The sequence below is a fragment of the Pseudomonas sp. FSL R10-0399 genome, from assembly GCF_009600165.1.
Lineage (GTDB): Bacteria > Pseudomonadota > Gammaproteobacteria > Pseudomonadales > Pseudomonadaceae > Aquipseudomonas > Aquipseudomonas helleri.
The window spans coordinates 1-25,016 of the sequence record NZ_WIWK01000093.1 but is presented as its reverse complement, the minus strand read 5'-3'; the positions used below and the strand labels follow the sequence as shown (position 1 = coordinate 25,016).

The window sequence follows — 25,016 nt, the reverse complement described above, 5'->3', positions numbered from 1 at the left end:
TCGTTAGCGGGAGGCGAATTCTACAGCGTTACACGCTGCTGTCAACACCTCATTTCCTGCTTCGATGAATTGAAGCTTGCACCGTCAAAACAACCCAACTCATTGATATTCAAGGAGTTTTCCGTTTCGACTGCACCGGAAGTGGTGCGAATTATAGGCCGCTAATAATCTGAGTCAAGCCCTAAATTCATAATTCTGTCACAACGCGCCAAAAGCCATAAAAGCAGAGGCCAGCCTAACGGCTGGCCTCTCTTCTTCTATATACAGCTGCAACTCAAATTACAGACTCGGGAATGCAAACTGCGACGCTTCATGGCTGGCACGTTGCGGCCAACGCTGAGTGATCGCCTTGCGGCGCGTATAAAACCGCACACCGTCCGGACCATAGGCATGCAGGTCACCGAACAGGGAACGCTTCCAACCACCAAAACTGTGGTACGCCACAGGCACTGGCAGCGGAACGTTCACCCCGACCATCCCCACTTCGATCTCGTCACAGAACAGGCGAGCCGCCTCACCATCACGGGTGAAGATGCAGGTACCGTTACCGTATTCGTGATCGTTGATCAGTTGCATCGCCTCTTCCAGGCTATTAACCCGCACGATGCACAGCACCGGACCAAAGATCTCTTCTTTATAGATGCGCATCTGCGGCGTCACACGATCAAACAGGCAGCCGCCCAAGAAGAAGCCATCTTCGTGATCCTTGACGCTCAAGCCGCGACCATCGACGACCAGCTCTGCACCGGCAGCAACACCATCCTCGACATAGCCGCTGACCTTGTCACGCGCCTGCCCCGAGACCAAAGGCCCCATGTCCAGACCGCACGAAGTGCCTGCACCGATTTTCAGCGCCTTGATTTGCGGTACCAGCTTGGCCACCAACGCATCAGCAACCTGATCGCCAACACACACCGCAACCGAAATGGCCATGCAACGCTCGCCGCAAGAACCGTAAGCCGCCCCCATCAGCGCACTCACAGCGTTATCAAGATCCGCATCCGGCATCAGCACCGCGTGGTTCTTCGCCCCGCCCAGCGCCTGCACACGTTTGCCGCGCTTGGTGCCTTCGGCATAAATGTATTCAGCAATCGGCGTTGAACCCACAAAACTCAGCGCTTTAACTTCTGGCGCTTCAATCAACGCATCCACAGCACCTTTGTCACCATGCACCACGCTCAGCACGCCCTTGGGCAGACCGGCTTCATGCAGCAACTGTGCAATAAACAAGGTCGAGCTTGGATCGCGTTCCGACGGTTTGAGGATGAAACAGTTACCGCACACAATCGCCAGCGGGTACATCCACAGCGGAACCATGGCCGGGAAGTTGAAAGGCGTAATGCCTGCAACCACACCCAGCGGTTGGAAATCCGACCATGCATCAATGTTCGGTCCTACGTTACGGCTGTATTCACCCTTCAGGATTTCTGGCGCAGAGCACGCAAACTCAACGTTCTCAATTCCGCGCTTCAGTTCACCCGCAGCGTCTTCCAGGGTCTTGCCGTGTTCTTCGCTGATCAACTGGGAGATGCGCGCTTCATTCTGCTCCAGCAACTGCTTGAAGCGGAACATCACCTGAGCACGCTTGGCCGGTGGCGTATTGCGCCAGGCCGGGAAAGCAGCCTTGGCTGAGTCGATGGCTTTTTGAATGGTTTCACGACTGGCCAGCGGCACTTGATGAATCACTTTACCGGTCGACGGGTTAAACACATCAGCGGTACGACCAGAGTCGCTTAGAAATTCGCCATTGATGAAATGTTGAATGGTGCTCATGGGTGCTCCAAAAAGTTGTCCACAGGCGCGAACGCTGCGCGCCTGCCTCTATTCCCAAAACCGCTTCTATAGATAGAAGGATCAGTCAATCTGGTTCAGCGCTTCACCGACTGCATCGAACAAACGATCCAGGTCTTGCGGCTTGCTATTAAAGGTTGGGCCGAACTGCAGAGTGTCGCCACCAAAGCGTACGTAGAAACCCGCCTTCCACAATTTCATCGCCGCATCAAACGGACGAACAATTGCGTCACCATCACGCGGGGCAATTTGAATGGCACCCGCCAAGCCATAGTTACGAATGTCGATGACGTTTTTCACGCCCTTCAAACCATGGATCGCATTCTCAAAGTGCGGCGCGACTTCAGCAACGCTCTGCACCAGATTTTCCTTTTGCAGCAGATCCAGCGCAGCCAGGCCCGCAGCACAGGCCACAGGGTGAGCCGAATAGGTATAGCCGTGTGGGAATTCAACCGCGTATTCAGGCGTCGGCTGATTCATGAACGTCTGATAGATCTCAGTGGTGGCAATCACCGCGCCCATCGGGATCGCGCCGTTGGTCACTTGCTTGGCAATACACATCAAGTCCGGAGTTACGCCGAAGCTGTCAGCACCAAACATCGAGCCTGTACGACCAAACCCGGTGATCACCTCATCGAACACCAACAGGATGTTGTGTTGATCGCAGATTTCACGCAGACGTTTCAGATAACCCTGAGGCGGCACCAGCACACCGGCCGAACCTGCCATAGGCTCCACAAACACCGCCGCGATATTCGACGCGTCATGCAACTCGATCAGCTTGAGCAGCTCATCAGCCAGCGCAATACCACCCTGCTCCGGCATGCCGCGTGAGAACGCGTTGCTCGCCAACAGCGTGTGCGGCAAGTGATCAACATCACTCATCGCCTGGCCAAACAGCTTACGGTTACCGTTCACACCGCCCAGGCTCGTGCCGGCAATGTTCACCCCGTGATAACCACGGGCACGGCCAATCATCTTGGTTTTGGTCGACTGGCCTTTCAAACGCCAGTAAGCCCGCACCATCTTCACCGCAGTATCCGCACACTCAGAACCCGAGTTAGTGAAAAACACGTGGTTCAGATTACCAGGGGTCAGCGAGGTGATTTTCTCTGCCAACTGGAACGACAGCGGGTGCCCGTACTGGAACGCAGGCGAATAATCGAGCGTGCCCAGTTGCTTGGCCACTGCTTCCTGGATTTCTGTGCGGGTATGCCCTGCACCACAGGTCCACAGACCTGACAGCGAATCGTAGATTTGCCGACCTTTATCGTCCGTCAGATAACTACCCTTCGCGCCAACGATAAAACGCGGGTCGCGATGGAAGTTACGGTTAGCAGTGTAAGGCATCCAATGAGCATCCAGCTTGAGCTGGCTAGTCACTGAGATTTCGGCATTTTCGGGCATGTTCATCGGCAAAACCTCGCAAAGCAGAAAGCGGCGTGGGATTGAAAGCGTTGTTGCAGCTAAATTGCCACGGCTATAAAGTCGATGAAATCCAACTCTTCTAACCTTTAGTTAGGCCCGGACTAAACTATGAGCACCCGTCGTCCCGATGCACTGGCACAAGTCAGCGACTTTGATATTCGATTGCTCCGGATCTTTCGCAGCGTTGTCGAATGCGGTGGTTTTTCAGCCGCAGAAACCGTGCTCGGGATTGGCCGCTCGGCCATCAGCCAACAGATGAGCGACCTCGAACAACGCCTCGGTTTACGTCTGTGCCAACGGGGTCGCGCCGGGTTCTCCCTGACAGAAGAAGGCCGCGAGGTGTATCAGTCAGTGCTGCAGTTATTAGGTGCACTGGAAAGTTTTCGTACCGAGGTCAACGGCCTGCACCAGCACCTGCGCGGTGAGTTGACCATTGGCCTCACCGACAACCTGGTCACCCTGCCTCACATGCGTATCACCCATGCGCTGGCACAACTCAAGGAACGCGGGCCTGACGTGCAAATCCACATTCGTATGATCGCCCCCAACGAAGTGGAACAAGGCGTTCTCGACGGCCGCCTGCATGTAGGCGTCGTTCCCCAGGCCAGCGCACTCTCCGGGCTTGAATATCAGCCGCTGTACAGCGAGCGCTCACTGCTTTACTGCGCAGTCGGCCACCCGCTGTTTTATGTCGATGACCGGCAACTGGAAGACCAGCGCCTCAATGACCAGGACGCCATTGCCCCGACCTTTCGCCTGCCAGCCGACATCCAGGCGCACTACCAGGCACTCAACTGCACCGCCAGCGCATCCGACCGAGAAGGCATGGCGTTCTTGATTTTGACCGGGCGCTACATCGGCTACCTGCCCGATCACTACGCCAGCTTCTGGGTACAACAAGGTCGCCTGCGCGCCTTGAAAGCCAAAACGCGTTTTTATGACTTAAGCCTCGCCTCAGTCACCCGCAAAGGCCGACGGCCCCACCTGGTGCTGGAAAGTTTCCTTGAGAGCCTGGAAGCGACGCGCTAACGTAAACGGCGGCCTCAAGCCTCCAGCCAATGTTCGGAAACCACATGCCATCGACCCTCACCGGCCTTTGCGAATACCGCGAAGAAATCCGTAAAAGCCGCTTTATTACACTGGCTGCCCCGATTACCAGCGCCCAGCAAGCCCAAGACTTCATCGAACAACACAGCGACCTCGACGCCACCCACAACTGCTGGGCCTGGAAACTCGGCGCCCAATACCGCAGCAGCGATGATGGCGAACCCGGCGGCACCGCAGGGCGGCCGATCCTGTCGGCGATTGAGGCGCAAGACTGCGATCAAGTCGTGGTGCTGGTTATCCGCTGGTACGGCGGCATCCAACTGGGCACCGGCGGGCTCGCGCGCGCCTATGGCGGTGGCGCCAATAAATGCCTGCAAGGGGCAGAGAAACTCCCGCTCATCAGCCGCGTCCCCCTGCAGTGCACCTGCCATTTCAGTGAACTGGCTTTGGTAAAGCTGCGACTGACCGAACTGGATGGCCTGCTGACCCAAGAAACCTTTACCGCCAACGGGGTTGATTTACAGCTGGAGCTGGGCGAAGAACACATTGCTGCTCTGCAGCAACAGTTGGCCGGCATCAGTCGCGGCAGAATCCTGTTGCACCGGGACACCCCACACAGCGACGCGTAAGCGTGAATAACCTGCGCCTCACCACTTGCCCACAATCACTGTGCACCCAACTGTGGATAACCTGAGCACACACGGCTACAGCCCTTTTATTACGGGCCTTTCAGCCATTTGTACGTTTTTTATCCAAATCAGCCGTACTTTAAGAAAAACACAGACAAAACAATACTTTAGCGTTGCATATCGCGGTTAGAACAAAGGGATGCAGTGCTTATACCTGTGCATTCAAGTTGCGCACAGATACTGTGGAACAACCTGTGGATAACCCGCGCAAAGTCCCCGGCGATTCAGCCCCCATAACGCTTACTTAATCTTGTGCGTTTTTTAATCAATTACAGTCATTCAAGACCATCACCTGACCTCTGCCTGCCTATTGTTCCTACTCACCATTTGATGAGAGCGCACACACAAGCGCTGGGCACTCGCACAGGGAAGGCGTACAAACAGCTAACGGTGACTTCCTTAACGCTAAAGAGGGCTAATTCATGGCAGCAAAAAAAGCACTAATCGTAGGCGCCTCACGTGGGCTGGGTCTGGGACTGGTGACGGCCCTGTCACATGACGGCTGGCAAGTAACCGCAACCGTTCGGGACCCTCAGCGCGCAGACGCGTTAAAAAAACTGGATAACGTGCAGATCGAGCAACTCGACATCGACAACCTGCAAGCCATCAACGCCCTGCACCAGCGCTTGAGCGCAGACGTGTTTGACCTGGTTTTTATTAACGCCGGCATCAAAGGCCCGGACGATCAAACCTCCGGGGCCGCCAGCCTCGCTGACATTGGCCAATTGTTTCTGACCAACAGCGTTGCGCCCGTTAATGTGGCCCAAGCCTTCGTCGGCAGTATCAAAAAAGACAATGGCGTTCTGGCATTTATGAGTTCAAGGCTGGGCAGCATCACCAATCCCAACGCCCCGCAGCTCGCACTCTATAAAGCCAGCAAGGCCGCGCTTAATTCATTGACCAACACCTTTGTGACGCAACTCCCGGAGCCGCGACCAACCGTGCTCTCCATCCACCCGGGAGTCGTCAAAACCGACCTGACTCGCGGTACCGGCGACATTGACGTCGACACCAGCATCCGCGGCATCGTCGAACAGCTCTATGCGTATGCCGGTAAAGGCGGTCATCACTATATCGACTACAAGGGTCAGACCATTCCCTGGTAACCGAGTGAAGGGCAGCCGTTGCAGGCTGCCCATCGCTTAAAGCCCCAGCAGCGACAACATGATGAACGTGGCAAACAACACGAAATGCGTCATGCCCTCAATGGCATTGGTCTCACCGTCATTCAAATTGATCGCACACACCACCAGCGTGATCAGCACCATCACCGTCTGCACCGGTGTCATCGCCATCTGAAAGGGCTGGCCGGTATACAGCGCCATCGCCTCCATGGCAGGCACCGTCAAAATCACCGTGGACAACGATGCGCCCAAGGCCACGTTCACCACCGATTGCATGCGGTTGGCCAACGCGGCCCTTAGCGCCGTCAGAATTTCCGGTGCCGCCGAGATGGCCGCAACCACAATTGCCGTCATCACCGGCGGCGCGCCCGTCCCCTCAAGGCCAAGGTCCAGCGCCTTGGACATCACCTCCGCCAGCGCACCGATCACAATCACGCCCAAGCCAAGAATGGCGATCGACAGCTTTACATTGGTCGGCGTCCCTTCTGGCTCGCGCTTGCGGCCTTTTTTCTCCGGGTAGCTATAACTGAAAAAGTAACTGTGCGGCCCCACCTGCATGCGCAAAAACACCGCATACAGCAGCACCATCGCGCCAATGGTGAAGGCGGAGTAAATTTTCCAGTCAGCCTCAGGGATAAACTCCGGCACCACCATCGACACACCCATGGCCGTCAGAATCATCACGCTGTACGTGCGGGCCGAATCGTCGTTGTAGGACTGCTCGCCATGTTTGATCCCGCCCATCAGCGCGGCCAAACCGAGGATGCCGTTGATATCGAGCATCACCGCCGAATAAATCGTGTCACGCACCAAGGTCGGCGACGGCTCGTTGCTCATCATGATGGCCAGGATGACCACTTCTACCAGCACTGCAGACAGCGTAAGAATCATCGTCCCATAAGGGTCGCCGACCTTTTCAGCCAGGACCTCTGCATGATGCGCCACCCGCATCGAAGCGCAGACAATCGCCGCAATCAGGACCAAGCCCCCGATCAGCGCCGTGGCCTGGCCACTGCCCAATAACCAATGTTCCAGCGGGAAGGCCACACCGACCATCACCACCGCCAGGAGGAGGAGTTTTTCATCTTTCAATAAAGTCAGCATCGCAGGCCTTTTGCCGAGAGTCGAATACACGTTGTGAGGTGACAGACTGCCAAAACTCACTAACGTTTCGTTACACCTTAGTTCACAGGCATGCCATTAGAAGGGTCGGACTGGCCGCTCAAACGCAGTTGGTGCGACAAATGGCGGGGGCATTTTTACAAGCTGTGTCGTCCGACGCCTGTAGAATGCCGCCATCTGCACCTGATCTGATGAGAAAAACGAATATGTATGACTGGCTGAACGCCCTGCCAAAAGCAGAACTGCACCTGCACCTTGAAGGTTCTCTAGAGCCCGAGTTGCTGTTCTCGCTGGCCGAGCGCAACAAAGTCGCCCTCCCCTGGAACGATGTTGAAACCTTGCGCAAGGCCTATGCCTTCAACAACCTGCAAGAGTTTCTCGACCTCTACTACAAAGGCGCGGACGTACTGCGCACCTCTCAGGATTTCTACGACCTGACCTGGGCTTACCTGTTGCGCTGCAAGGCTCAGAACGTCATTCACACCGAACCCTTCTTCGACCCGCAAACCCACACCGACCGTGGCGTACCGTTTGAAGTGGTACTGAATGGCATCGCCGCTGCACTCAAAGACGGCGAACAGCAACTGGGTATCACCAGCGGCTTGATCCTGAGCTTCCTGCGCCACCTGAGCGAAGAAGAAGCGCAAAAAACCCTCGACCAGGCACTGCCATTTCGCGATGCATTTGTCGCCATAGGCCTGGACAGCTCAGAAATGGGCCACCCACCGAGCAAGTTCCAGCGCGTGTTTGACCGTGCCCGCCACGAAGGTTTTCTGACCGTGGCCCACGCCGGCGAAGAAGGCCCGCCGGAGTACATCTGGGAAGCCCTCGACCTGCTGAAAATCCAGCGTATCGACCACGGCGTACGCGCGATTGAAGACGAACGCTTGATGCAACGCATCATCGACGAGCAAATCCCGCTGACCGTGTGCCCGCTGTCCAACACCAAACTGTGCGTGTTCGATCACATGTCGCAACACAACATTCTCGACATGCTCGAGCGCGGCGTAAAAGTCACCGTCAACTCCGACGACCCGGCCTATTTCGGCGGTTACGTGACCGAGAACTTCCACGCGCTGTACACCGACCTGGGCATGACCCAGGACCAAGCCAAACGCCTGGCGCAAAATAGCCTCGACGCACGCCTGATCAAACCGTAAAAACCCGGCCTTGTAGGAGCGAGCTCGCCTCGCGATCTTTTGATCCTTTAAAAAGATCGCGAGACAAGCTCGCTCCTACAAGGCACTACGCTGCCCCGCCAACTCCGCACACCGCTCAATCAGCATGTCGCGCAGCAGCTTCACCGGTTTGCTCAATTGGGCGCGATGCCCGCACAGCAAATTCAATGGCGCACGCTCGCAGGTCAATTCCGGCAATAACACCTTGAGCCTGCCCGCCGTCACATCCTGCGCCACGTCCAGCCACGACTTGTACGCAATCCCCGCCCCGGCAATCGCCCACAAACGCACCACATCAGCATCATCACTAAAACGGTCACCGCTCACCGTCAGCCCCAGCTCGCGCTTACCGTCGTTAAATTGCCAATGGTCATGCACGCGCGTCCCGAGCATGTACAGCAGGCAGTTATGTTGCAGCAAATGTTCAAGCTGACGCGGCTCGCCTCGGCGCGCCAAATAGTCGGGTGATGCGCACAGTACGCGGCGATTGTCGGTGGCAACCGGCAGCGCCACCAGGCTGGAGTCTTCCGGCTCACCGTAACGCAGGGCGATATCCACAGGCTGGCGGAACAGATCGGCAATCCGGTCGCCCAGCAATAGACGTACGGTCAACTGCGGGTGTTCACGCTGAAACGCGTCCAGCCAGGGCAACAACAGGTTACGTCCAAAGTCTGAGGGCGCTGATAGCTGCAACACCCCGCTCACCTGATCTTGCCCGCGGGCTAAAAGGCGGCGCCCTTCATCCAGGCTGCTCAAGGCCGTTCGCGCATAGTCGAGAAAGCCTTGCCCCTCGGCTGTCAGGCGCAGGCTGCGTGTGGAGCGCGCCAACAATCGAGCCCCTAACTGCGCTTCGATCCGCTTGAGGGCTGCACTGGCCACTGCTGGCGACAAATCCATCACCCGCGCTGCTGCCGACAAACTGCCCAAGTCAGCAGCACGCACAAACAGTTGCAGGTCATCGAAGCGCAGCATTCATCGCCACCATTATCAAAAAAACATTGAAAGAGACTGCTGTTTTAGCCGGTTTTATCGCCCAGCGAAATGGTTAATCATCGATTCACTTTTCGTACTCACTGTCAGGACATGCCCCATGAAAGCTATCGCCTATTACCAGTCGTTGCCGATCCAGGACCCTAACGCCCTGCAAGACATCGAACTGCCCGAGCCAGTGGCCGGCCCGCGTGACGTGTTGGTTGAAGTCAAAGCCATCTCGGTCAACCCGGTGGACACCAAGGTCCGCCAAAACGCACAGCCGGAGGGCGGTGCCGCCAAAGTGCTGGGTTGGGACGTGGCCGGGGTGGTCAAGGCGGTCGGCAGTGACGTCAGCCTGTTCAAGGTTGGTGACAAGGTGTTCTACGCCGGGTCTATCGCCCGGGCGGGCGGCAACAGCGAGCTGCACGTGGTCGACGAGCGAATCGTCGGGCACATGCCAAAAAGCCTCGGTTTTGCTGAAGCCGCTGCACTGCCGCTGACCGCTATTACCGCCTGGGAATTGTTGTTCGAACGCCTGGCTATTAAAGAAGGCAAAAACGATGAGCAGCAAAGCCTGTTGATTGTCGGCGCAGCAGGCGGGGTCGGCTCGATCCTGACCCAACTGGCCAGCCAGTTGACCGCCCTCAAGGTGATTGGCACGGCCTCACGCCCCGAGACCCAAGCCTGGGTGCGCGAACTGGGCGCAGATGTGGTCATCGACCACACTCAGCCGTTGAGCGAAGCACTCAAAGCTCAGGGCATCGACGCGGTAACCCACGTCGCCAGCCTGACGCAGACCGATCAGCACCTCGACCAACTGGTCGAAGCCCTCGCCCCACAAGGCAAGTTTGCTTTAATCGACGACCCGAAAACCTTCGACATCACCAAGCTCAAACGCAAGAGCCTGTCGCTGCACTGGGAGTTCATGTACACCCGCTCACTGTTCGAAACCCCGGACATGATTGCGCAACACACCCTGCTCAATCGGGTAGCCGAACTGATCGACGCGGGCACTTTGCGCACCACCGTAGGCGAACACTTTGGCACCATCAACGCCGCCAACCTGCGCCGCGCACACGCGCTGCTGGAAAGCGGCAAGGCCAAAGGCAAAATCGTGCTTGAAGGGTTCTGATCACAGCGAGGGGACTAAAACGGTCAATTTTTAACCGTCAGTCAGAGACTTGATGCCTGTCATATTCTGCGGCGCTTTCAGGCATACACTGGCCGCCTTTGCCAACCAAAGGAGGCCAGCAATGAAAATCCTGATAAAGGCGTTAGCAAAATCTCCTGACTGCCAATGGCAGGTTCAAATCGACCAGCAAGCCGTTAACTTTCGCACAAAGGCTGAGGCCAAAGCCTTTGTGGATACGTTGAAATCGCGCTTGCAGGCCCCGCACAAATTGCCCGAACCCATGGCAGTGTGATTCAGACTGTGTCCTCGGCGGCGATCCGCGCCTGATACACACGGCGGGTCGCCATGCCGATCGTCACGGCCAACACCCCGCACAAGGTGATCACCATCGCCATTGGCATTGCCGTGCCATCATGCAAAACACCCACGAGTGACGCCGCACCGGCCGCCACACTGAACTGCAAAAAGCCCAGCATCGCCGAAGCACTGCCCGCCCGTGCGCCCTGCCCATTCATGGCACACGCCGAGGCATTGGGGATGATGCAGCCCAGACTGGCGATGCAGATAAACAGCGGAATCAACAACGGCCACAGTTGCTCGGTATGCAGGGCGCTAATGCCCAGCAATGCCACACCTGCCGCCAGATACACCCACACCGTACGCGCCAGCAAAAAGGCCGGTTGGCGCTTGGCCAGCAACCGTGCGTTCACTTGCGCCACCAAAATAAAGCCCGCCGCGTTACTGCCGAACAACCAGCCGTAGTGTTCCGCAGGCACGCCATACAGTTTGATAAAGACGAAAGGTGAACCCGCAATGTAGGCAAACATCCCGGCCATTGCGATCCCCCCCGTCAGGGCATGCCCCAGGAACTCGCGATCCTTGAGCAAACGACCGTATTGGCGCAGCGCCCCCGACAACGGTTGGCGCGGCACGTTGGCCGGCAGGCTTTCCGGCAACCCCAATGCAACTGCCAGGGCGGCCAGTGCACTGAAGCCGGTCAGCGCGATAAAGATCGACTGCCAGCCGTAGACGTTAACCAGCAGGCCGCCGAGCATCGGCGCCAAAATCGGCGCCAGGCCCATCACCAGCATCAGTTGCGAGAACACCTTGGCCGAGCCCACCGCATCGCACTTGTCGCTGACAATCGCACGTGACAGCACCATCCCGGCACACCCGCCCAGCGCCTGGACAAAACGAGCACCAATCAGCCACTCGAGCGTGGGCGCAACCGCGCAGGCCAAAGAACCCAGGGTAAACAGACCAACACCCACCAGCAGCGGCACACGACGACCGAAGCGGTCAGCCAGCGGGCCGTACGCCAGTTGGCCGATGGACAAGCCCAGGAAATACACCGCAAGGGTCAACTGGATGTGCGTTTCATCGGTGGCAAAGGCTAGCGCCATCGCCGGGAACCCAGGCAAGTAGAAATCGATCGCCAAGGGCCCAAAAGCGCTGAGCGCGCCAAGAATCAGGAGAGTTCTAACGTTCATCAGTTGTCCAAATCGTACTGCGGTTAGCGCGGTACGACAGTCTAGCTGTGGTTGCAGACGATGAACATTAAGTTAGCGAGCTATCTAATAAATCCCCTGTAGGAGCGATCTTTTGATCCTGGCTCTTTTTACGGCCGCTGCGCGCCCGGACGTAGCCTCGCAAGGCTCGTCAACTGCTACGGGCGTACGCGATACAACTGTAGGAGCGAGCTTGCCTCGCGATCTTTTGATTGTTTAAAAGATCGCGAGGCTTTTCTGCGTCAAGCCGTGGCTAGCACGTCAAAACCGGCACCTTCAATCGCGCCGACGATGTCTTTTGCTGCCAACGAGCTCTCGACCTTCACCGTTTTGGTCTTCAGGTCCACGTCGACTTTAGACTGCGGATCAAGGCGCTGAATCGCGTTGGTCACACCGCGAACACAGCCACCACAGGTCATTCCATCCACTGTAAACGTTTGCATGACACGCCTCCTTTGGTTGAGATGGCCACAGCTTCCACCTTGCCATCGTGGCAAGGTCAAGCCCCTCGTTGCATGAGCACACTGGCAATCTGACCTTGGCTCGGCCAAGCTGAATGCCTTCTGATTTGAAAACAAGGTACCGAGCCATGCGCGGGTCCGCTTTGAGCCTAGTCAGTTTTTTAACCCTGGCCGCTTTGCCGCTGTGGGCCAACGCCGATCAAGACTACGGCGTTTTGATCATTTCTCGCGAACGCCTCGAAGTCCCCACCAGTTGCGAAGTCGGGGTGTACATCGACGATCAATTGGCCGGGCGATTGTTTCAAGAGCAGGCGCTGTCTTTCAATTTGCCCGCCGGCAATGTCGGCATTCGCCTCAAGCTCCTGCCCGGTCAGGCGCCGGGGTGCTTGCCCGGCATGCTGGTGCCGCCCGCGCAGCAGTTCACGCTTAAAGCCGGTGATGTACGCAAATACCGGATCGCGCTGGGCAAGGACGGCATGTACTTAAAACCCGCCAAGTTGGAATACTGACCACACGCAACGAAATAACCCACAGCAGTGGCCTTGACCTTGCCACGGGGTCAAGGTCGATTCTATGGACAGATAACTTCTTAAGGAGGACTGCTCATGCCCACCCAATTCGATCTGCCGATTGACGGTATGACCTGTGCCAGTTGCGCCGGCCGCGTGGAAAAAGCCTTGGCCAAGGTGCCGGGGGTTGAAAGCGTCAGCGTCAACCTGGCCACTGAGCAGGCGCGTATTCAGGCCCCGGCCGACAGCCTGGCGGCACTGGTCGACGCCGTGCAGCAAGCGGGTTACAGCGTGCCAGCTCACAGCCTGGAGCTGGACGTGGGCGGCATGACCTGCGCGTCCTGCTCAGGCCGCGTGGAAAAAGCCCTCAGCAAAGTCCCAGGCGTCGAGCGTGTCGGCGTCAACCTGGCCAACGAGCGGGCCCACGTCGAGCTGCTTGGCCACGTCGACCCGGCCCAACTGATCGACGCGGTTAACCGGGCCGGCTACTCAGCCAGTCTGCACCAGGCAAACAACCCGCACGCCGTGCAGGACGATCAGCAAAAGCGCTTGCAGCGCGAACGCTGGGCGTTGGTGCTGGCTATTGTCCTGGCGTTACCGCTGGTTCTGCCGATGCTGCTGATGCCATTGGGGATTCACTGGATGCTGCCCGCGTGGGCACAGTTCGTACTCGCCACCCCGGTGCAATTTGTGTTGGGCGCACGCTTTTATCGTGCCGCCTGGAAAGCCGTCAAAGCAGGCGCAGGCAACATGGACCTGCTGGTCGCCCTCGGCACCAGCGCGGGCTACGGCCTGAGCCTCTACGAATGGGCCATCGCCGCGCCCGGCACCACACCGCATCTGTACTTCGAAGCCTCGGCCGTGGTCATCGCGCTGGTACTGCTGGGCAAATACCTCGAAAGCCGCGCCAAACGCCAGACCGCCAGCGCCATTCGTGCCCTTGAAGCCCTGCGCCCGGAGCGCGCCTTGCGCGTGGTCGATGGCCAGGAACAAGACGTCGCCATCAGCGACCTGCGCCTCAATGACCTGGTGCTCGTCAAACCCGGCGAGCGTTTTCCAGTGGATGGCGAAGTGGTCGAAGGCCAAAGCCACGCCGACGAAGCCCTAATCAGCGGCGAAAGCCTGCCCGTGCCGAAACAGCCTGGGGATAAAGTCACCGGCGGCGCGATCAATGGCGAAGGCCGTCTGGTGATCAAAACCCTGGCCCTGGGCACCGAAACCGTCCTCGCACGCATCATTCGCCTGGTCGAAGACGCGCAAGCCGGTAAAGCGCCGATCCAAAAGTTGGTAGATAAAGTCAGTCAGGTGTTCGTCCCGGTGGTGCTCGTGATCGCCCTCGCCACTCTGCTCGGCTGGTGGCTCTACGGCGCCCCGATTGAAACGGCCCTGATCAACGCCGTGGCTGTGCTGGTTATCGCCTGCCCGTGTGCGCTGGGGTTGGCGACACCCACGGCGATCATGGCCGGGACCGGTGTGGCCGCCCGCTTCGGGATCTTGATCAAAGACGCCGAAGCGCTGGAGCGTGCACACGAAGTCAGCGCCGTGGTCTTCGACAAAACCGGCACCCTCACCTCCGGCACCCCGCAAATCGCCCACCTGGCGGCGCTGGACGGTGACGAAGCCCACTTGTTGCAAGCCGCAGGCGCCCTGCAACGCGGCAGCGAACACCCCTTGGCCAAGGCCGTACTCGACGCCTGCGCCGCACGACAGTTAAACGTGCCGGATGTAGCTGACAGCCAGTCCCTGACCGGGCGTGGCATCGCCGGCACACTCGAAGGCCGCCGTCTGGCCTTGGGCAATCGTCGCCTGCTCGACGAAACCGGCCTCATCCCAGGTTCGCTGGCAGACTCCGCAACCGCTTGGGAGAACGAAGGCCGCACCCTGTCGTGGCTCATCGAACAAAGCCCCGAACCCCGCGTGCTCGGCCTGTTTGCCTTTGGTGACACCCTTAAAACCGGCGCGCAGTCCGCGATCCAGCAACTTACCGCCCGCCACATCAGCAGCCACTTGCTGACCGGCGACAACCGCGGCAGCGCCCGTGTGGTCGCCCAAGCGTTGGGCATTACCGACGTGCACGCCGAAGTCTTGCCCGCCGACAAGGCAGCCACGGTGGCCGAACTGAAAAAAACCGGCGTGGTGGCGATGGTCGGCGACGGCATCAACGACGCCCCGGCACTGGCCGCAGCCGATATTGGTATCGCCATGGGCGGCGGCACCGACGTGGCCATGCAGGCTGCGGGCATTACCCTGATGCGCGGCGACCCGCGACTGGTGCCCGCCGCCCTGGACATCAGCCGTAAAACCTATGCAAAAATCCGTCAGAACCTGTTCTGGGCGTTTGTCTACAACGTGATCGGCATTCCGCTGGCCGCCTTTGGCTTCCTCAACCCGGTACTGGCGGGCGCGGCCATGGCATTCTCCAGCGTCAGCGTGGTCAGCAACGCACTGTTACTGAAGTTCTGGAAACCCGACGATCTAGAGTGAGGAGGCAACTGTCATGAATATCGGCCAGGCCGCCAAGCACAGCGGCCTGAGCGCCAAAATGATTCGTTACTACGAGTCCATTGGCTTGCTCAAACCCGCCCACCGCAGCGACAGCGGCTATCGCCTGTACAGCGACGACGACCTGCACACACTGGCATTTATCAAGCGTTCGCGGGACCTGGGGTTTTCACTGGAAGAGGTCGGCAAACTGCTGACCTTATGGCAAGACCGCCAACGCGCCAGCGGCGACGTAAAAGCCCTGGCGCGCCAACACATCGAGGCGTTAAATCAAAAAATTGTTGAACTGAGCAGCCTGCGTGACACCCTGCAAGTGCTGGTCGAAAGTTGCCAGGGCGACCACCGCCCCGACTGCCCGATCCTTAAAGACCTGGAGTCGGGGGCGTGCTGCACCCCATAACCCTGTAACCCTGTAACCCTGTAACCCTGTAGTCGCTGCCGAGGCACGAAGGCTGCGATCGAGTGCGCAGCGCTCGCATTTTTACGACGGCTTCGCCGCCGATCGCAGCCTTCGTTCCTCGTCAGCGACTACAGGTAAGGCTCACAGCACCATCATCAACACTTTGCCGATCATCAACACGCTGACCACCGCACACAGCACCGCAAACCCCTGTTGCATCCGCTGGCCCGAGATTTTCGGCGCCAGCACGCGGCCGATGATCATCCCCGCCAGCGTCGCGCTGATAAACAGCACGCCCTGTTCCGACAGGCTAAAGCCCTGATACACCAGATGCCCCAAGGTGCCCAAAGACACCAGCGCCACCACCATCAACGACGTGGCGACAATCCCGTGCATCGGCACATCACTGAATTTGCGAAACGCCGGGACGATCAAAAAACCACCGCCAACCCCCAGCAACCCGGTCAACAACCCCGCCGAGGCCCCGATCGACGCCAACGTGGTGGCGCAGCGCAGGTCCCATTTCAAGTGCCCGGTAGACGGGTTGAGCTGGCAGTTTTTATGCTCCATGTCTTCATCAGACGGGCAGCCCGCCCGAGCTTTCAAAAACATGCGCGCCGAGACAAACACCATCACGCCACCAAACAAGGCCATCAGTGCCGCACCGGGCAGCAACTTGGCCAAGTGCAGCCCCAGTGGCGACGCCAGCCAGCCGGCGCTGGCCATCAGCGCTGCCGCCTTGTAGCGCACCAAGTCTTTGCGCAACCCGTCAATGGCGCCCACCGACGCCGCCACACCCACCGCCAATAACGCAACGGGCGTGGCCTCAACCAGCGTCCAGCCCACGCCCAGGGTCAACGCCGGAATGGCCAAAATACCGCCACCCGCGCCAGTCAGCCCCAACAACAAGCCCACCAGCGCGCCCAAGATCATAATCAGCATGGTTGAACTCAGTCCGGCTTGCAGTCAGTAAACCATTCACGCCCTTTGAGCATCCCTTGCCAGTAGAACCAGGGCAGTAATGTTGCCTTCAGGAACCAGGCAGACTGTCTTGGCACGGTAGGATCCATCGGAAAGGTTGGCAGGAGTTTTCCGCCATAACCGAACTCGGCCAGAATCACTTTGCCTTTTTCGACCGTCAGCGGGCACGAGCCATAACCGTCATAACGCTTGGGCAATGCACGGCCCTGGCGCAGGGCAATCAGGTTGTCCGCCACCACCACGACTTGCTTGCGCGCTGCCGCCGCCGTTTTGGCATTGCTGGTGCCGCACACATCGCCCGCCGCAAAAATCTCGGGGTAGCGCGGATGCTGCAAGGTGGCCGGGTCGGTTTCAAACCAGCCCGCCTTGTCGGCCAGCTCGCTGCGACGGATCACGTCCGGCGCTTGTTGCGGCGGCACGACATGCAGCATGTCGAAGCGTTTCTCGACCCGCGTGACCTGTCCGTCGGCACCGGTCACATCAAACCAGGCGGTCTTGTTCGGGCCGTCAACCTTGACCAGATTGGACTGGAACGCCAATTGCGCCTTGTAGGCTTCCACGTATTTCATCAACGGCGGGACAAAAGTCGGGACGCCAAACAACGCCGCACCCGCCAGGTTGAACTCCACTGAAACCGACGCCAGCACGCCCTGCTTGCGCCAGTAATCACACGACAGATACATCGCTTTTTGCGGCGCACCGGCACACTTGATCGGCATCCCCGGTTGCGTGAAAAGCGCCTTGCCGCCGCGCAGCGAGCGCACCAGCTCCCACGTGTAGGGCGCCAGATCATGCCGGTAATTGGACGTTACGCCATGTTTGCCGAGGGTTTCTTCCAGGCCTTCGATCTTCTCCCAGGCCAGTTGCAAGCCAGGGCACACAATCAACTGCTGATAACCCAGCTCTGTGCCATCACTGAGCAGCACCACCTTGCGCTGCGGTGCAAACGCACACAGCGACGCCTTCACCCACTGCGCCCCTTTGGGCATCACCTCGCCGGTGGGCCGCACCGTGTCTCGCACGTCGTAGGCACCGCCGCCCACCAGAGTCCACGCGGGCTGATAGTAGTGCTCGGTATTGGGCTCGATCACGGCGATGCGCAAAGACGCGTCGCGCTTCAACAAGCTTGCCGTCACCGACAGCCCGGCCGAGCCGCCGCCCACCACAACCACATCAAACTGGCGCACTTCACGGGCGCCTTGGGTCGCGGCCTCATAGAGTTTTGAAGAGCGATTGCCCGTGCGGCAAAACGCCAACACCGGCTTGGGCAACTCCGCCAGCAACTCACGCAGTTGTTGCGCCTGTTCCGCGGTTGCTCCAGTGGTCTGCACCGGCAAATAAGCAAAACGCAGCCCCAACGCCTCGGCGGCCTGCTGCATGGCGCCGTGCTCGGGTTGCTCGGGGCCGCCTTCATGATCGGGGCGGTTGCACACCACACTGCGAAAACCCAGTGCGGGCAAGGCTTGGAGGTCAGACGGCGCGAGCTGGCCAGACACCGAGAACGTGGCGTCGATTCGCTTGATGTTTTGCTCCATTGGGCACTCCAGGCACAACAAAAATGAATGGAATAAGGGGGCGGTGAACGTCGCAGGCAATGGCCCGCATCACTTCTTCAGCGCTTGACCGCAATACAGACCCGACAACGTTTGCATCACAGACACCACTTCGAAACTGGCGAGGGAATAGTAAATATATTTCCCCATGCGCCGGGTGTTGACCATGCCTTCATCGCGCAACACGCCGAGCTGTTGCGACAAGGTGGGCTGGCGGATCCCGGTCAGGTCTTCAAGCTCACCGACATTACGTTCGCCTTGCGTCAGCTGGCACAGCAACAGCAGCCGGTCTTCATTGGCAAGGGCTTTGAGAAGGGTGCAGGCTTTGGACGCAGAATCGCGCAGAAGGCCGATCTCTTCACTGGTGAGTTGGGCAGACATGGAGAGCTCCGTGACGTAATGGTCGACAGTCTACGTCTCGATAATATATGTTTCAATATATTGAAATATCTTTTGATTCACGTGAGGCCCTTCATGCACGCCGACATTCAAGGTTTCTACGACCCCAACACCTCAACCGTGAGCTACGTGGTGTACGAAGCAGACGGTAGCGAGTGCGCCATCATTGACCCGGTGCTCGACTACAACGCTGCCGCCGGACGCATCAGTACTGACAGCGCCGACAGCATCATCCGGTTTGTAGAAGCCCACGGCCTCAAGGTGCAGTGGTTGCTGGAGACCCACGCCCACGCGGATCATTTATCAGCCAGCGCCTACCTCAAGCAAAAGCTCGGCGGGCACATCGGCATTGGTTCGGCGATTACCCAAGTCCAGGGCGTGTTTCGCGATATCTACAACCTGGAGCCTGAGTTCAGACTCGACGGCTCGCAATTCGACCATTTATTCGAGCCGGACGAGGTGTTCCACATTGGCCGCCTGCACGTGCGCGCGCTCCATGTGCCGGGGCACACGCCAGCCGACATGGCCTACCAGCTCGAAGACCACAGCATCTTTGTCGGTGACACCCTTTTCATGCCGGATGTCGGCACCGCGCGTTGCGACTTTCCGGGGGGCGATGCGCAGCAGTTGTATCACTCCATCAAGCGCCTGCTGAGTTTGCCGGCCGATACCCGACTGTTGATGTGCCACGACTACCCGCCCGCCGGGCGCGAAGCCTCGTGGTCGACCACGGTGGGCGAGCAGCGGGCGCGCAATATCCACGTGAACGACAGCGTGCCACTGGCCGACTTTGTCGACATGCGCACCACCCGCGACGCCACCTTGGGCGTACCGGCCCTGTTGATCCCGGCCATCCAGGTCAACATCCGCGCCGGCAACCTGCCGCCCGCCGATGAAAGCGGCCTGCGCAGCCTGAAAATCCCGCTCAACCGGTTTTAAAAATGGCGGGCATAAAAAATCCGGCCAAGGCCGGATTTTTTATTCATCGAATCACTGCATCCACGGCGGAGGCGGCTCTTCGGCCTTACTCGGTGGCGCATCATCTGCGGCTCGCACCGCTTGACGACGTTCTTCGTCCAGACGGGCCGCTTCGATCTCGCGGATCACACCGCCGACATCCGCCAACTCTTCAGGCTCATCAAACTCGCCGGTCAACACGCTGGTCGGCTGCAGGGTGCCCGCTTCGTAAAGCGCCCACATTTCCTTGGCGTAGCGGGTTTTCTTCAACTCCGGCGCAAAACGTCCGAAGTACAAAGCCATGTTGCCCACGTCACGCTCCAGCATGTTGAACGCGTGGTTGTTACCCGCCGCATCCACCGCCTGAGGCAAGTCGATAATCACCGGGCCGGTTGGCGTCAGCAACACGTTGAACTCGGACAAGTCGCCGTGAACCAGCCCCGTGCAGAGCATCAGCACGATCTGGGAAATCAGGTACGCGTGGTATTCGCGCGCCTGATCCGGCTCCAGCACCACATCGTTCAAGCGCGGTGCCGCGTCGCCGTATTCATCGGCCACCAGTTCCATCAGCAGCACGCCTTCGAGGAAGTCGAACGGCTTGGGCACCCGTACACCGGCGCCCGCCAGCCTGAACAGGGCGGCTACTTCGGCGTTCTGCCAAGCGTCCTCGGTTTCTTTACGACCGTACTTCGAGCCCTTGGCCATCGCTCGGGCCTGACGGCTGTTGCGAACCTTGCGACCCTCCTGATATTCAGCGGCCTGCCGGAAACTTCGTTTGTTAGCCTCCTTGTAAACCTTGGCGCATCGCAGCTCTTTGCCGCAGCGGACCACATAAACAGCTGCTTCTTTGCCACTCATGAGTGGGCGCAGCACCTCGTCGATCAGACCGTCCTCGATCAGGGGTTCTAAGCGTTTTGGAGTCTTCATCAGCTTTTATTGTGGGTCCTTTGTTACCAAACACGCGAATGTCACTCGTTATACGGCAATCCACTCACTACGGGGAGAGGGGGACCGTGCAAGAGTCGCTTGTAGGCACGCCATGTGCCAAAAATCCCGACGTTAGCCGCTCTGGATAATAGACGAGCGCCAACCATCGGGCATCGACTAATCCCGTTGATTCAGCGCGCACCCTACTAGAGCCGAGCAAAATGTATGCAGGGCGTTTCCGAAAATAGCCCGATCACTGTCGGAATAACTCGCCGGGCGTGAAGCCAAACATTTTTTTAAAGGCGGCAATAAAGGCCGACGTGGATTCATAGCCACATGACAACGCCGCCAGAGTCACGCTGCCGCCCTCCTCCAGCACCCGCAAAGACGACAGCAAGCGCATACGCTGGCGCCAACTGCGAAAACTCATGCCGGTTTCCCGGTCAAACAATCGCATCAGGGTTTTTTCCGACGTGCCCAAGCGCTCGGCCCACACGCTGAGCGTCACTTCAGCCTCAGGGTTTTCAATCAGCTCATTGCACAGCGCCAACAACCGCGCATGACGCGGCAATGGCAGCGAAAAACCGACCTGGTTCAGGCCCGCCAACTGATCGAGCAACACCTGCACCAAACGTTCTTCAGGGCTGCCGCCTTGTGGATACTCCACCGGCAAGGCGCAAAAACGTTTGATCAGCTCGCGCGCCAGCGGTGTCACCTCCAATACCCGGCAATGTTCGGGTGCCCACAGGCAATCCTCACGGCGCACGTACACGCTGCGCATCTCGGCGCGCATTGAGGTCACCACCTCATGCTCCAGCCCGGCCGGGATCCAGATGCCCCACTGCGGCGGCGCATAAAAACTGCCTTCGTCGGTGTGCACACCCAACACGCCACTGATGGCATACGAAAACTGCACCCAATCATGTCGATGGCGTGGCGTCCACGAGCCCGCGCCCAAACTCTCGGCGCGCGCGTACAGCGGCCGAGGCAAGGTTGTGAGTGCAGGAATGGCGCGTTCGGCACCACGTTGTCCGTTTGGCGGCATTGGTTGGCCTTATGTCGCAAGACGTCAGATAAACCCGACGTTAGGCTAAGTCATCAATTCTTACAATGCTCTGGTGCCCACGATGCCTGTGTTCAAACACCTCAAACGCCTGTTCACAGACTGGTTTCTGTGCGGCATGTTACTGGCGACTTTACTCGCCTACGTCTTCCCGACGTTCGGCAGCACTGGCGGCGGCATGCACGCGGAAGTGGTGATCAACATCGGCGTGTTCCTGGTGTTCTTCCTGCACGGGGTCAACCTGTCCAGCGAGCAAATCCGCCACGGCCTGAAAAATATCCGCCTGCACTTCATGGTTCAGGGCTTCACCTTTATCGTCTTCCCGCTGATCTGGGTGGTCGCCAACAAGTTGTTGGGCGCGCACATTCCGCCGCTGCTGATGCTGGGGTTCTTCTACCTTTGCGCCCTGCCTTCGACCATTTCCTCGTCCGTGGCACTCACCGGCAGCGCGGGCGGCAACGTGCCTGCGGCAATTCTCAACGCCAGCCTGTCGAGCGTACTGGGGATATTTCTCACGCCATTGCTAGTGAGCTTTGTAGTCGGCAGTGGCTCGGGTGGTATCGACCTGGGCTCAACCCTGCTCGACCTGTGCGCCATGCTGTTGCTGCCATTGGTGCTTGGGCAACTGGTGCGCCCGCTGTTCGGACGCTTTTTCGCCCGCCACAAGCGCTACACCAATATCTGCGACAAAGTAGTGATCTTGCTGCTGGTGTACGCGGCGTTCTGTAACTCGATGGTCTCGGGCATGTGGCAACAGCAAGGCACCTCGGTGATCTTCAGCGCTCTGGTTGGCAGCGCGATCTTGCTCGCCATCATTTTGTGGCTGACCACCCGCACTGCGCGCGCCTTGAAATTCAGCACCGCCGATGAAATCGCCGCCGTGTTCTGCGCCAGCAAAAAATCCCTGGCGGCGGGCGCCCCGATGGCTGCGTTGATCTTTGGCGCCAACCCCGGCCTTGGGCTGATCTTGCTGCCGATCATGATCTACCACCCGCTGCAACTGATCGTCTGCTCGGTGATGGCTGAAAGCTACGCCAGCCGCAATCAGCGAGAAAAGGCCGAACAAAACGCCTCGGCCGTGGCTGCCAGCTAAGCTTCATCTTTTTGTGGGAGCGGGCTTGCTCGCGATGCAGACAACGCGGTCGTTGAGTTAACCCGCGTCGATACAATCGCGAGCAAGCCCGCTCCCACACACATCAGTCCCGCTCAAGAATCGCCGTCACACCCTGCCCACCGGCCGCGCAGATCGAGATCAACCCTCGGCCCTGCCCGGCCGTGGCCAGCAACTTGGACAAGTTGGTGACGATGCGTCCACCCGTCGCGGCAAACGGATGCCCAACGGCCAGCGAACTGCCTTTGACGTTCAGCTTGCTGCGGTCAATGGACCCCAGCGGCGCCTCCAGCCCCAGCCTTGTTCGGCAGTATTCGGCGTCTTCCCACGCCTTCAGCGTGCACAGCACCTGCGCAGCAAAAGCCTCATGAATCTCGTAGTAGTCAAAATCCTGCAAGGTCAGGCCATTACGCGCCAGCAGCCGTGGGACCGCATACACCGGCGCCATCAGTAACCCTTCGGCTCCGTGTACGAAATCCACCGCCGCCGTTTCGCCATCACGCAGGTAAGCCAACACCGGCAACCCCCGCGCCTTGGCCCACTCTTCACTTGCCAGCAACACCACGGACGCGCCGTCCGTCAGCGGCGTCGAGTTACCCGCCGTCAAAGTACCTTTGGCGCTGCGCTCGAACACCGGTTTTAGCGCGGCCAGCTTCTCCAGGGTCAGCTCCGGGCGCAGGTTATTGTCGCGGCGCAGCCCCTGAAACGGGGTGAGCAAATCATCTTCCCAGCCTTCGTGATACGCCGCCGACAACGCCTGATGGCTGTGCAAGGCCAAGGCATCCTGCTCATCCCGGGGGATATGCCAGGTTTGCGCCATCAACTCGCAGTGCTGGCCCATGGACAAGCCGGTACGCGGCTCGCCATTGCGCGGGAAGGCCGGTTTCAAAAAGCTCGGGCGCAATTGCAGCAAGGCTTTGACCTTGTCCAGCGGCGCCTTGGTGCGGTTGAGCTGCAACAGCCATTTGCGCAGGCCGTCATTCAGGCCAATAGGCACGTCCGAGGCACTGTCGACCCCCCCGGCAATCGCACAGTCAATCTGCCCGAGGGCAATTTTGTTGGCCACTAGCAGCACCGCTTCCAGGCCGGTGCCGCAGGCTTGTTGCAGGTCATAGGCGGGGGTTTGTGGCGACAGGCGTGAGCCCAGCACGCACTCGCGGGTCAGGCTGAAGTCCCTGGAATCCTTGAGCACCGCCCCGGCCACCACTTCGCCCATGCGCAACCCGTGCAGGTTGTAGCGCTCAATCAACCCCTCCAGCGCAGCGGTCAACATCGTCTGATTGCTGGCCGTCGCGTACGCTCCGTTAGCGCGGGCAAATGGAATTCGATTACCGCCAATAATGGCTACTCGACGCAAACTCATAAGATGTTCCCTATTCTTTCAAGGCCATTGATCGTTACAAGCGTAGGTCCTATCGCTGATAACGAACGACCATGACGTGTTTGTGGTCAACCCTTTGAACCCCATCTGTCGGAGAGTGTTCCATGTCAGACCGTTATATCGACTTTGCCAACTCATCCATCGGCCACCGCGTGGTCGGTGCATTGGGTCTGCCGTCACCGGTACGACTGGAACGCTGGCAAGCGGGCCGCCTGCGCCCGGTAGAAGGTGCGCTGTTGTTGGGGGGCGGCGCATTGGCCGCGACGGTCGGGGCTTTTGCGCAAAAACTCACCGATGCCGTATTCGCCTACGGCCCCGGCGAGTGGTCGGTCAACCCGTGGATACCCGGCCAGGGGCCCAAGCTCAAAGCCGTGGTGTTCGATGCCAGCGAACTGCTGCACACCGACCAGCTCAAACAATTGCGAGAGTTCTTCCAGCCACTGCTACGCAGCCTGGCGCCCAGTGCGCACATCGTGATCCTCGGCCGCGCCCCCGAAACCCAGCGCGATCCGTTTGCCGCCAGCGCCCAACGCGCCCTTGAAGGCTTTGCCCGCTCATTGGCCAAAGAGCTGCGCAGCGGCGGCACCTTGCAACTGCTGTATGTCGGCGAAAGCGCCGAAGACCAACTAGAAGGCGCGCTGCGGTTTTTCCTCTCGCCCAAAAGTGCCTTTGTCAGCGGCCAGGTGTTGCGCCTGAGCCCCTGCGCCACGCAGGTGCCGGACTGGACGCGGCCACTGGCCGGGCGTAAAGCCTTGGTCACCGGCGCAGCGCGGGGCATTGG

The 25,016-nt window shown here is 59.1% G+C and carries 23 protein-coding genes and 1 pseudogene; 12 read left to right on the top strand and 12 right to left on the bottom strand.

Features of this window, described 5'->3' with window-relative positions; all coding sequences use genetic code 11:
- Window positions 1-279 precede the first annotated feature (279 nt).
- Together GHO41_RS22040 and GHO41_RS22035 are read right to left on the bottom strand one after the other, a co-directional pair.
- Window positions 280-1,773, bottom strand: coding sequence for a CoA-acylating methylmalonate-semialdehyde dehydrogenase (locus GHO41_RS22040; protein WP_153434661.1), 1,494 nt, complete (start codon window positions 1,771-1,773; stop codon window positions 280-282).
- A gap of 81 nt (window positions 1,774-1,854) precedes the next feature.
- Window positions 1,855-3,204: an aspartate aminotransferase family protein gene (locus GHO41_RS22035; protein ID WP_153434660.1), complete on the bottom strand. Its 1,350-nt coding sequence runs from the start codon at window positions 3,202-3,204 to the stop codon at window positions 1,855-1,857.
- A 123-nt stretch (window positions 3,205-3,327) separates the two neighbouring features.
- On the opposite strand from GHO41_RS22035, the gene GHO41_RS22030 reads away from it, so the two are divergent.
- From GHO41_RS22030 to GHO41_RS22020, 3 genes are all read left to right on the top strand, one after another.
- Complete coding sequence (locus GHO41_RS22030) at window positions 3,328-4,248, top strand: LysR family transcriptional regulator (protein ID WP_048366456.1); 921 nt, start codon at window positions 3,328-3,330, stop codon at window positions 4,246-4,248.
- A gap of 44 nt (window positions 4,249-4,292) precedes the next feature.
- Entirely contained in the window at window positions 4,293-4,895 is a 603-nt protein-coding gene (locus tag GHO41_RS22025; RefSeq protein ID WP_153434659.1) for a YigZ family protein, read from the top strand.
- Between the two features lie 482 nt (window positions 4,896-5,377).
- Window positions 5,378-6,061, top strand: coding sequence for an SDR family oxidoreductase (locus GHO41_RS22020; RefSeq protein ID WP_153434658.1), 684 nt, complete (start codon window positions 5,378-5,380; stop codon window positions 6,059-6,061).
- A gap of 36 nt (window positions 6,062-6,097) precedes the next feature.
- Here the strand turns inward: GHO41_RS22020 and GHO41_RS22015 are convergent, their stop codons facing one another.
- A complete protein-coding gene (locus GHO41_RS22015; protein WP_153434657.1) occupies window positions 6,098-7,183 on the bottom strand; it encodes a calcium:proton antiporter in 1,086 nt (361 codons plus the stop codon).
- 224 nt (window positions 7,184-7,407) lie between these two features.
- Here GHO41_RS22015 and GHO41_RS22010 point away from each other — a divergent pair, with 224 nt between their 5' ends.
- Window positions 7,408-8,361 carry an adenosine deaminase gene (locus GHO41_RS22010; RefSeq protein ID WP_153434662.1) on the top strand — a complete coding sequence of 318 codons (954 nt, stop codon included), beginning with the start codon at window positions 7,408-7,410 and terminating at the stop codon, window positions 8,359-8,361.
- 75 nt (window positions 8,362-8,436) lie between these two features.
- Here the strand turns inward: GHO41_RS22010 and GHO41_RS22005 are convergent, their stop codons facing one another.
- Window positions 8,437-9,351, bottom strand: coding sequence for a LysR family transcriptional regulator (locus tag GHO41_RS22005; protein WP_153434656.1), 915 nt, complete (start codon window positions 9,349-9,351; stop codon window positions 8,437-8,439).
- A gap of 118 nt (window positions 9,352-9,469) precedes the next feature.
- Between GHO41_RS22005 and GHO41_RS22000 the strand changes: the two genes are divergently transcribed.
- Together GHO41_RS22000 and GHO41_RS29880 are read left to right on the top strand one after the other, a co-directional pair.
- Window positions 9,470-10,483: a zinc-binding alcohol dehydrogenase family protein gene (locus tag GHO41_RS22000; RefSeq protein ID WP_153434655.1), complete on the top strand. Its 1,014-nt coding sequence runs from the start codon at window positions 9,470-9,472 to the stop codon at window positions 10,481-10,483.
- 121 nt (window positions 10,484-10,604) lie between these two features.
- Window positions 10,605-10,775, top strand: a complete 171-nt coding sequence (locus GHO41_RS29880) for a hypothetical protein (RefSeq protein WP_164488133.1) — start codon at window positions 10,605-10,607, stop codon at window positions 10,773-10,775.
- Window position 10,776: 1 nt separating this feature from the next.
- Here GHO41_RS29880 and GHO41_RS21995 read toward each other — a convergent pair whose 3' ends face one another.
- Window positions 10,777-11,973 carry a multidrug effflux MFS transporter gene (locus GHO41_RS21995; protein WP_153330333.1) on the bottom strand — a complete coding sequence of 399 codons (1,197 nt, stop codon included), beginning with the start codon at window positions 11,971-11,973 and terminating at the stop codon, window positions 10,777-10,779.
- 260 nt (window positions 11,974-12,233) lie between these two features.
- Entirely contained in the window at window positions 12,234-12,434 is a 201-nt protein-coding gene (locus tag GHO41_RS21990) for a heavy-metal-associated domain-containing protein (RefSeq protein WP_153392328.1), read from the bottom strand.
- A gap of 146 nt (window positions 12,435-12,580) precedes the next feature.
- On the opposite strand from GHO41_RS21990, the gene GHO41_RS21985 reads away from it, so the two are divergent.
- From GHO41_RS21985 to cueR, 3 genes are all read left to right on the top strand, one after another.
- The gene (locus tag GHO41_RS21985) at window positions 12,581-12,961 is read left to right on the top strand and encodes a hypothetical protein (protein ID WP_048366465.1); all 381 of its coding nucleotides are present in this window, start codon (window positions 12,581-12,583) and stop codon (window positions 12,959-12,961) included.
- 96 nt (window positions 12,962-13,057) lie between these two features.
- On the top strand, window positions 13,058-15,445 hold the full coding sequence (locus GHO41_RS21980) for a heavy metal translocating P-type ATPase (RefSeq protein ID WP_153434654.1): 2,388 nt from the start codon (window positions 13,058-13,060) through the stop codon (window positions 15,443-15,445).
- A 13-nt stretch (window positions 15,446-15,458) separates the two neighbouring features.
- On the top strand, window positions 15,459-15,863 hold the full coding sequence (cueR, locus tag GHO41_RS21975) for a Cu(I)-responsive transcriptional regulator (RefSeq protein ID WP_048366466.1): 405 nt from the start codon (window positions 15,459-15,461) through the stop codon (window positions 15,861-15,863).
- Between the two features lie 141 nt (window positions 15,864-16,004).
- Here cueR and GHO41_RS21970 read toward each other — a convergent pair whose 3' ends face one another.
- The 3 genes from GHO41_RS21970 to GHO41_RS21960 all read right to left on the bottom strand — a co-directional run bounded on the left by GHO41_RS21970 (window position 16,005) and on the right by GHO41_RS21960 (window position 18,778).
- Window positions 16,005-16,805: a sulfite exporter TauE/SafE family protein gene (locus tag GHO41_RS21970; protein WP_153434653.1), complete on the bottom strand. Its 801-nt coding sequence runs from the start codon at window positions 16,803-16,805 to the stop codon at window positions 16,005-16,007.
- Between the two features lie 8 nt (window positions 16,806-16,813).
- On the bottom strand, window positions 16,814-18,379 hold the full coding sequence (locus GHO41_RS21965) for a bifunctional protein tyrosine phosphatase family protein/NAD(P)/FAD-dependent oxidoreductase (protein ID WP_123751251.1): 1,566 nt from the start codon (window positions 18,377-18,379) through the stop codon (window positions 16,814-16,816).
- Window positions 18,380-18,448: 69 nt separating this feature from the next.
- Entirely contained in the window at window positions 18,449-18,778 is a 330-nt protein-coding gene (locus tag GHO41_RS21960) for a helix-turn-helix transcriptional regulator (RefSeq protein WP_048366468.1), read from the bottom strand.
- A 93-nt stretch (window positions 18,779-18,871) separates the two neighbouring features.
- On the opposite strand from GHO41_RS21960, the gene GHO41_RS21955 reads away from it, so the two are divergent.
- The gene (locus tag GHO41_RS21955; protein ID WP_048366469.1) at window positions 18,872-19,735 is read left to right on the top strand and encodes an MBL fold metallo-hydrolase; all 864 of its coding nucleotides are present in this window, start codon (window positions 18,872-18,874) and stop codon (window positions 19,733-19,735) included.
- A gap of 51 nt (window positions 19,736-19,786) precedes the next feature.
- On the opposite strand, the gene GHO41_RS21950 is transcribed toward GHO41_RS21955, so the two are convergent.
- Both GHO41_RS21950 and GHO41_RS21945 read right to left on the bottom strand, forming a co-directional pair.
- The gene (locus GHO41_RS21950; RefSeq protein WP_048366470.1) at window positions 19,787-20,680 is read right to left on the bottom strand and encodes a PA4780 family RIO1-like protein kinase; all 894 of its coding nucleotides are present in this window, start codon (window positions 20,678-20,680) and stop codon (window positions 19,787-19,789) included.
- Window positions 20,681-20,933: 253 nt separating this feature from the next.
- Window positions 20,934-21,725: a helix-turn-helix domain-containing protein gene (locus GHO41_RS21945; protein ID WP_048366471.1), complete on the bottom strand. Its 792-nt coding sequence runs from the start codon at window positions 21,723-21,725 to the stop codon at window positions 20,934-20,936.
- Between the two features lie 82 nt (window positions 21,726-21,807).
- On the opposite strand from GHO41_RS21945, the gene GHO41_RS21940 reads away from it, so the two are divergent.
- Window positions 21,808-22,836: a bile acid:sodium symporter family protein gene (locus tag GHO41_RS21940; RefSeq protein ID WP_048366472.1), complete on the top strand. Its 1,029-nt coding sequence runs from the start codon at window positions 21,808-21,810 to the stop codon at window positions 22,834-22,836.
- A gap of 103 nt (window positions 22,837-22,939) precedes the next feature.
- Here the strand turns inward: GHO41_RS21940 and GHO41_RS21935 are convergent, their stop codons facing one another.
- Entirely contained in the window at window positions 22,940-24,217 is a 1,278-nt protein-coding gene (locus GHO41_RS21935; RefSeq protein WP_153434652.1) for an acetyl-CoA C-acetyltransferase, read from the bottom strand.
- A gap of 122 nt (window positions 24,218-24,339) precedes the next feature.
- Between GHO41_RS21935 and GHO41_RS21930 the strand changes: the two are divergent.
- Window positions 24,340-25,016: pseudogene (locus tag GHO41_RS21930) on the top strand (short chain dehydrogenase); the annotation flags it as partial.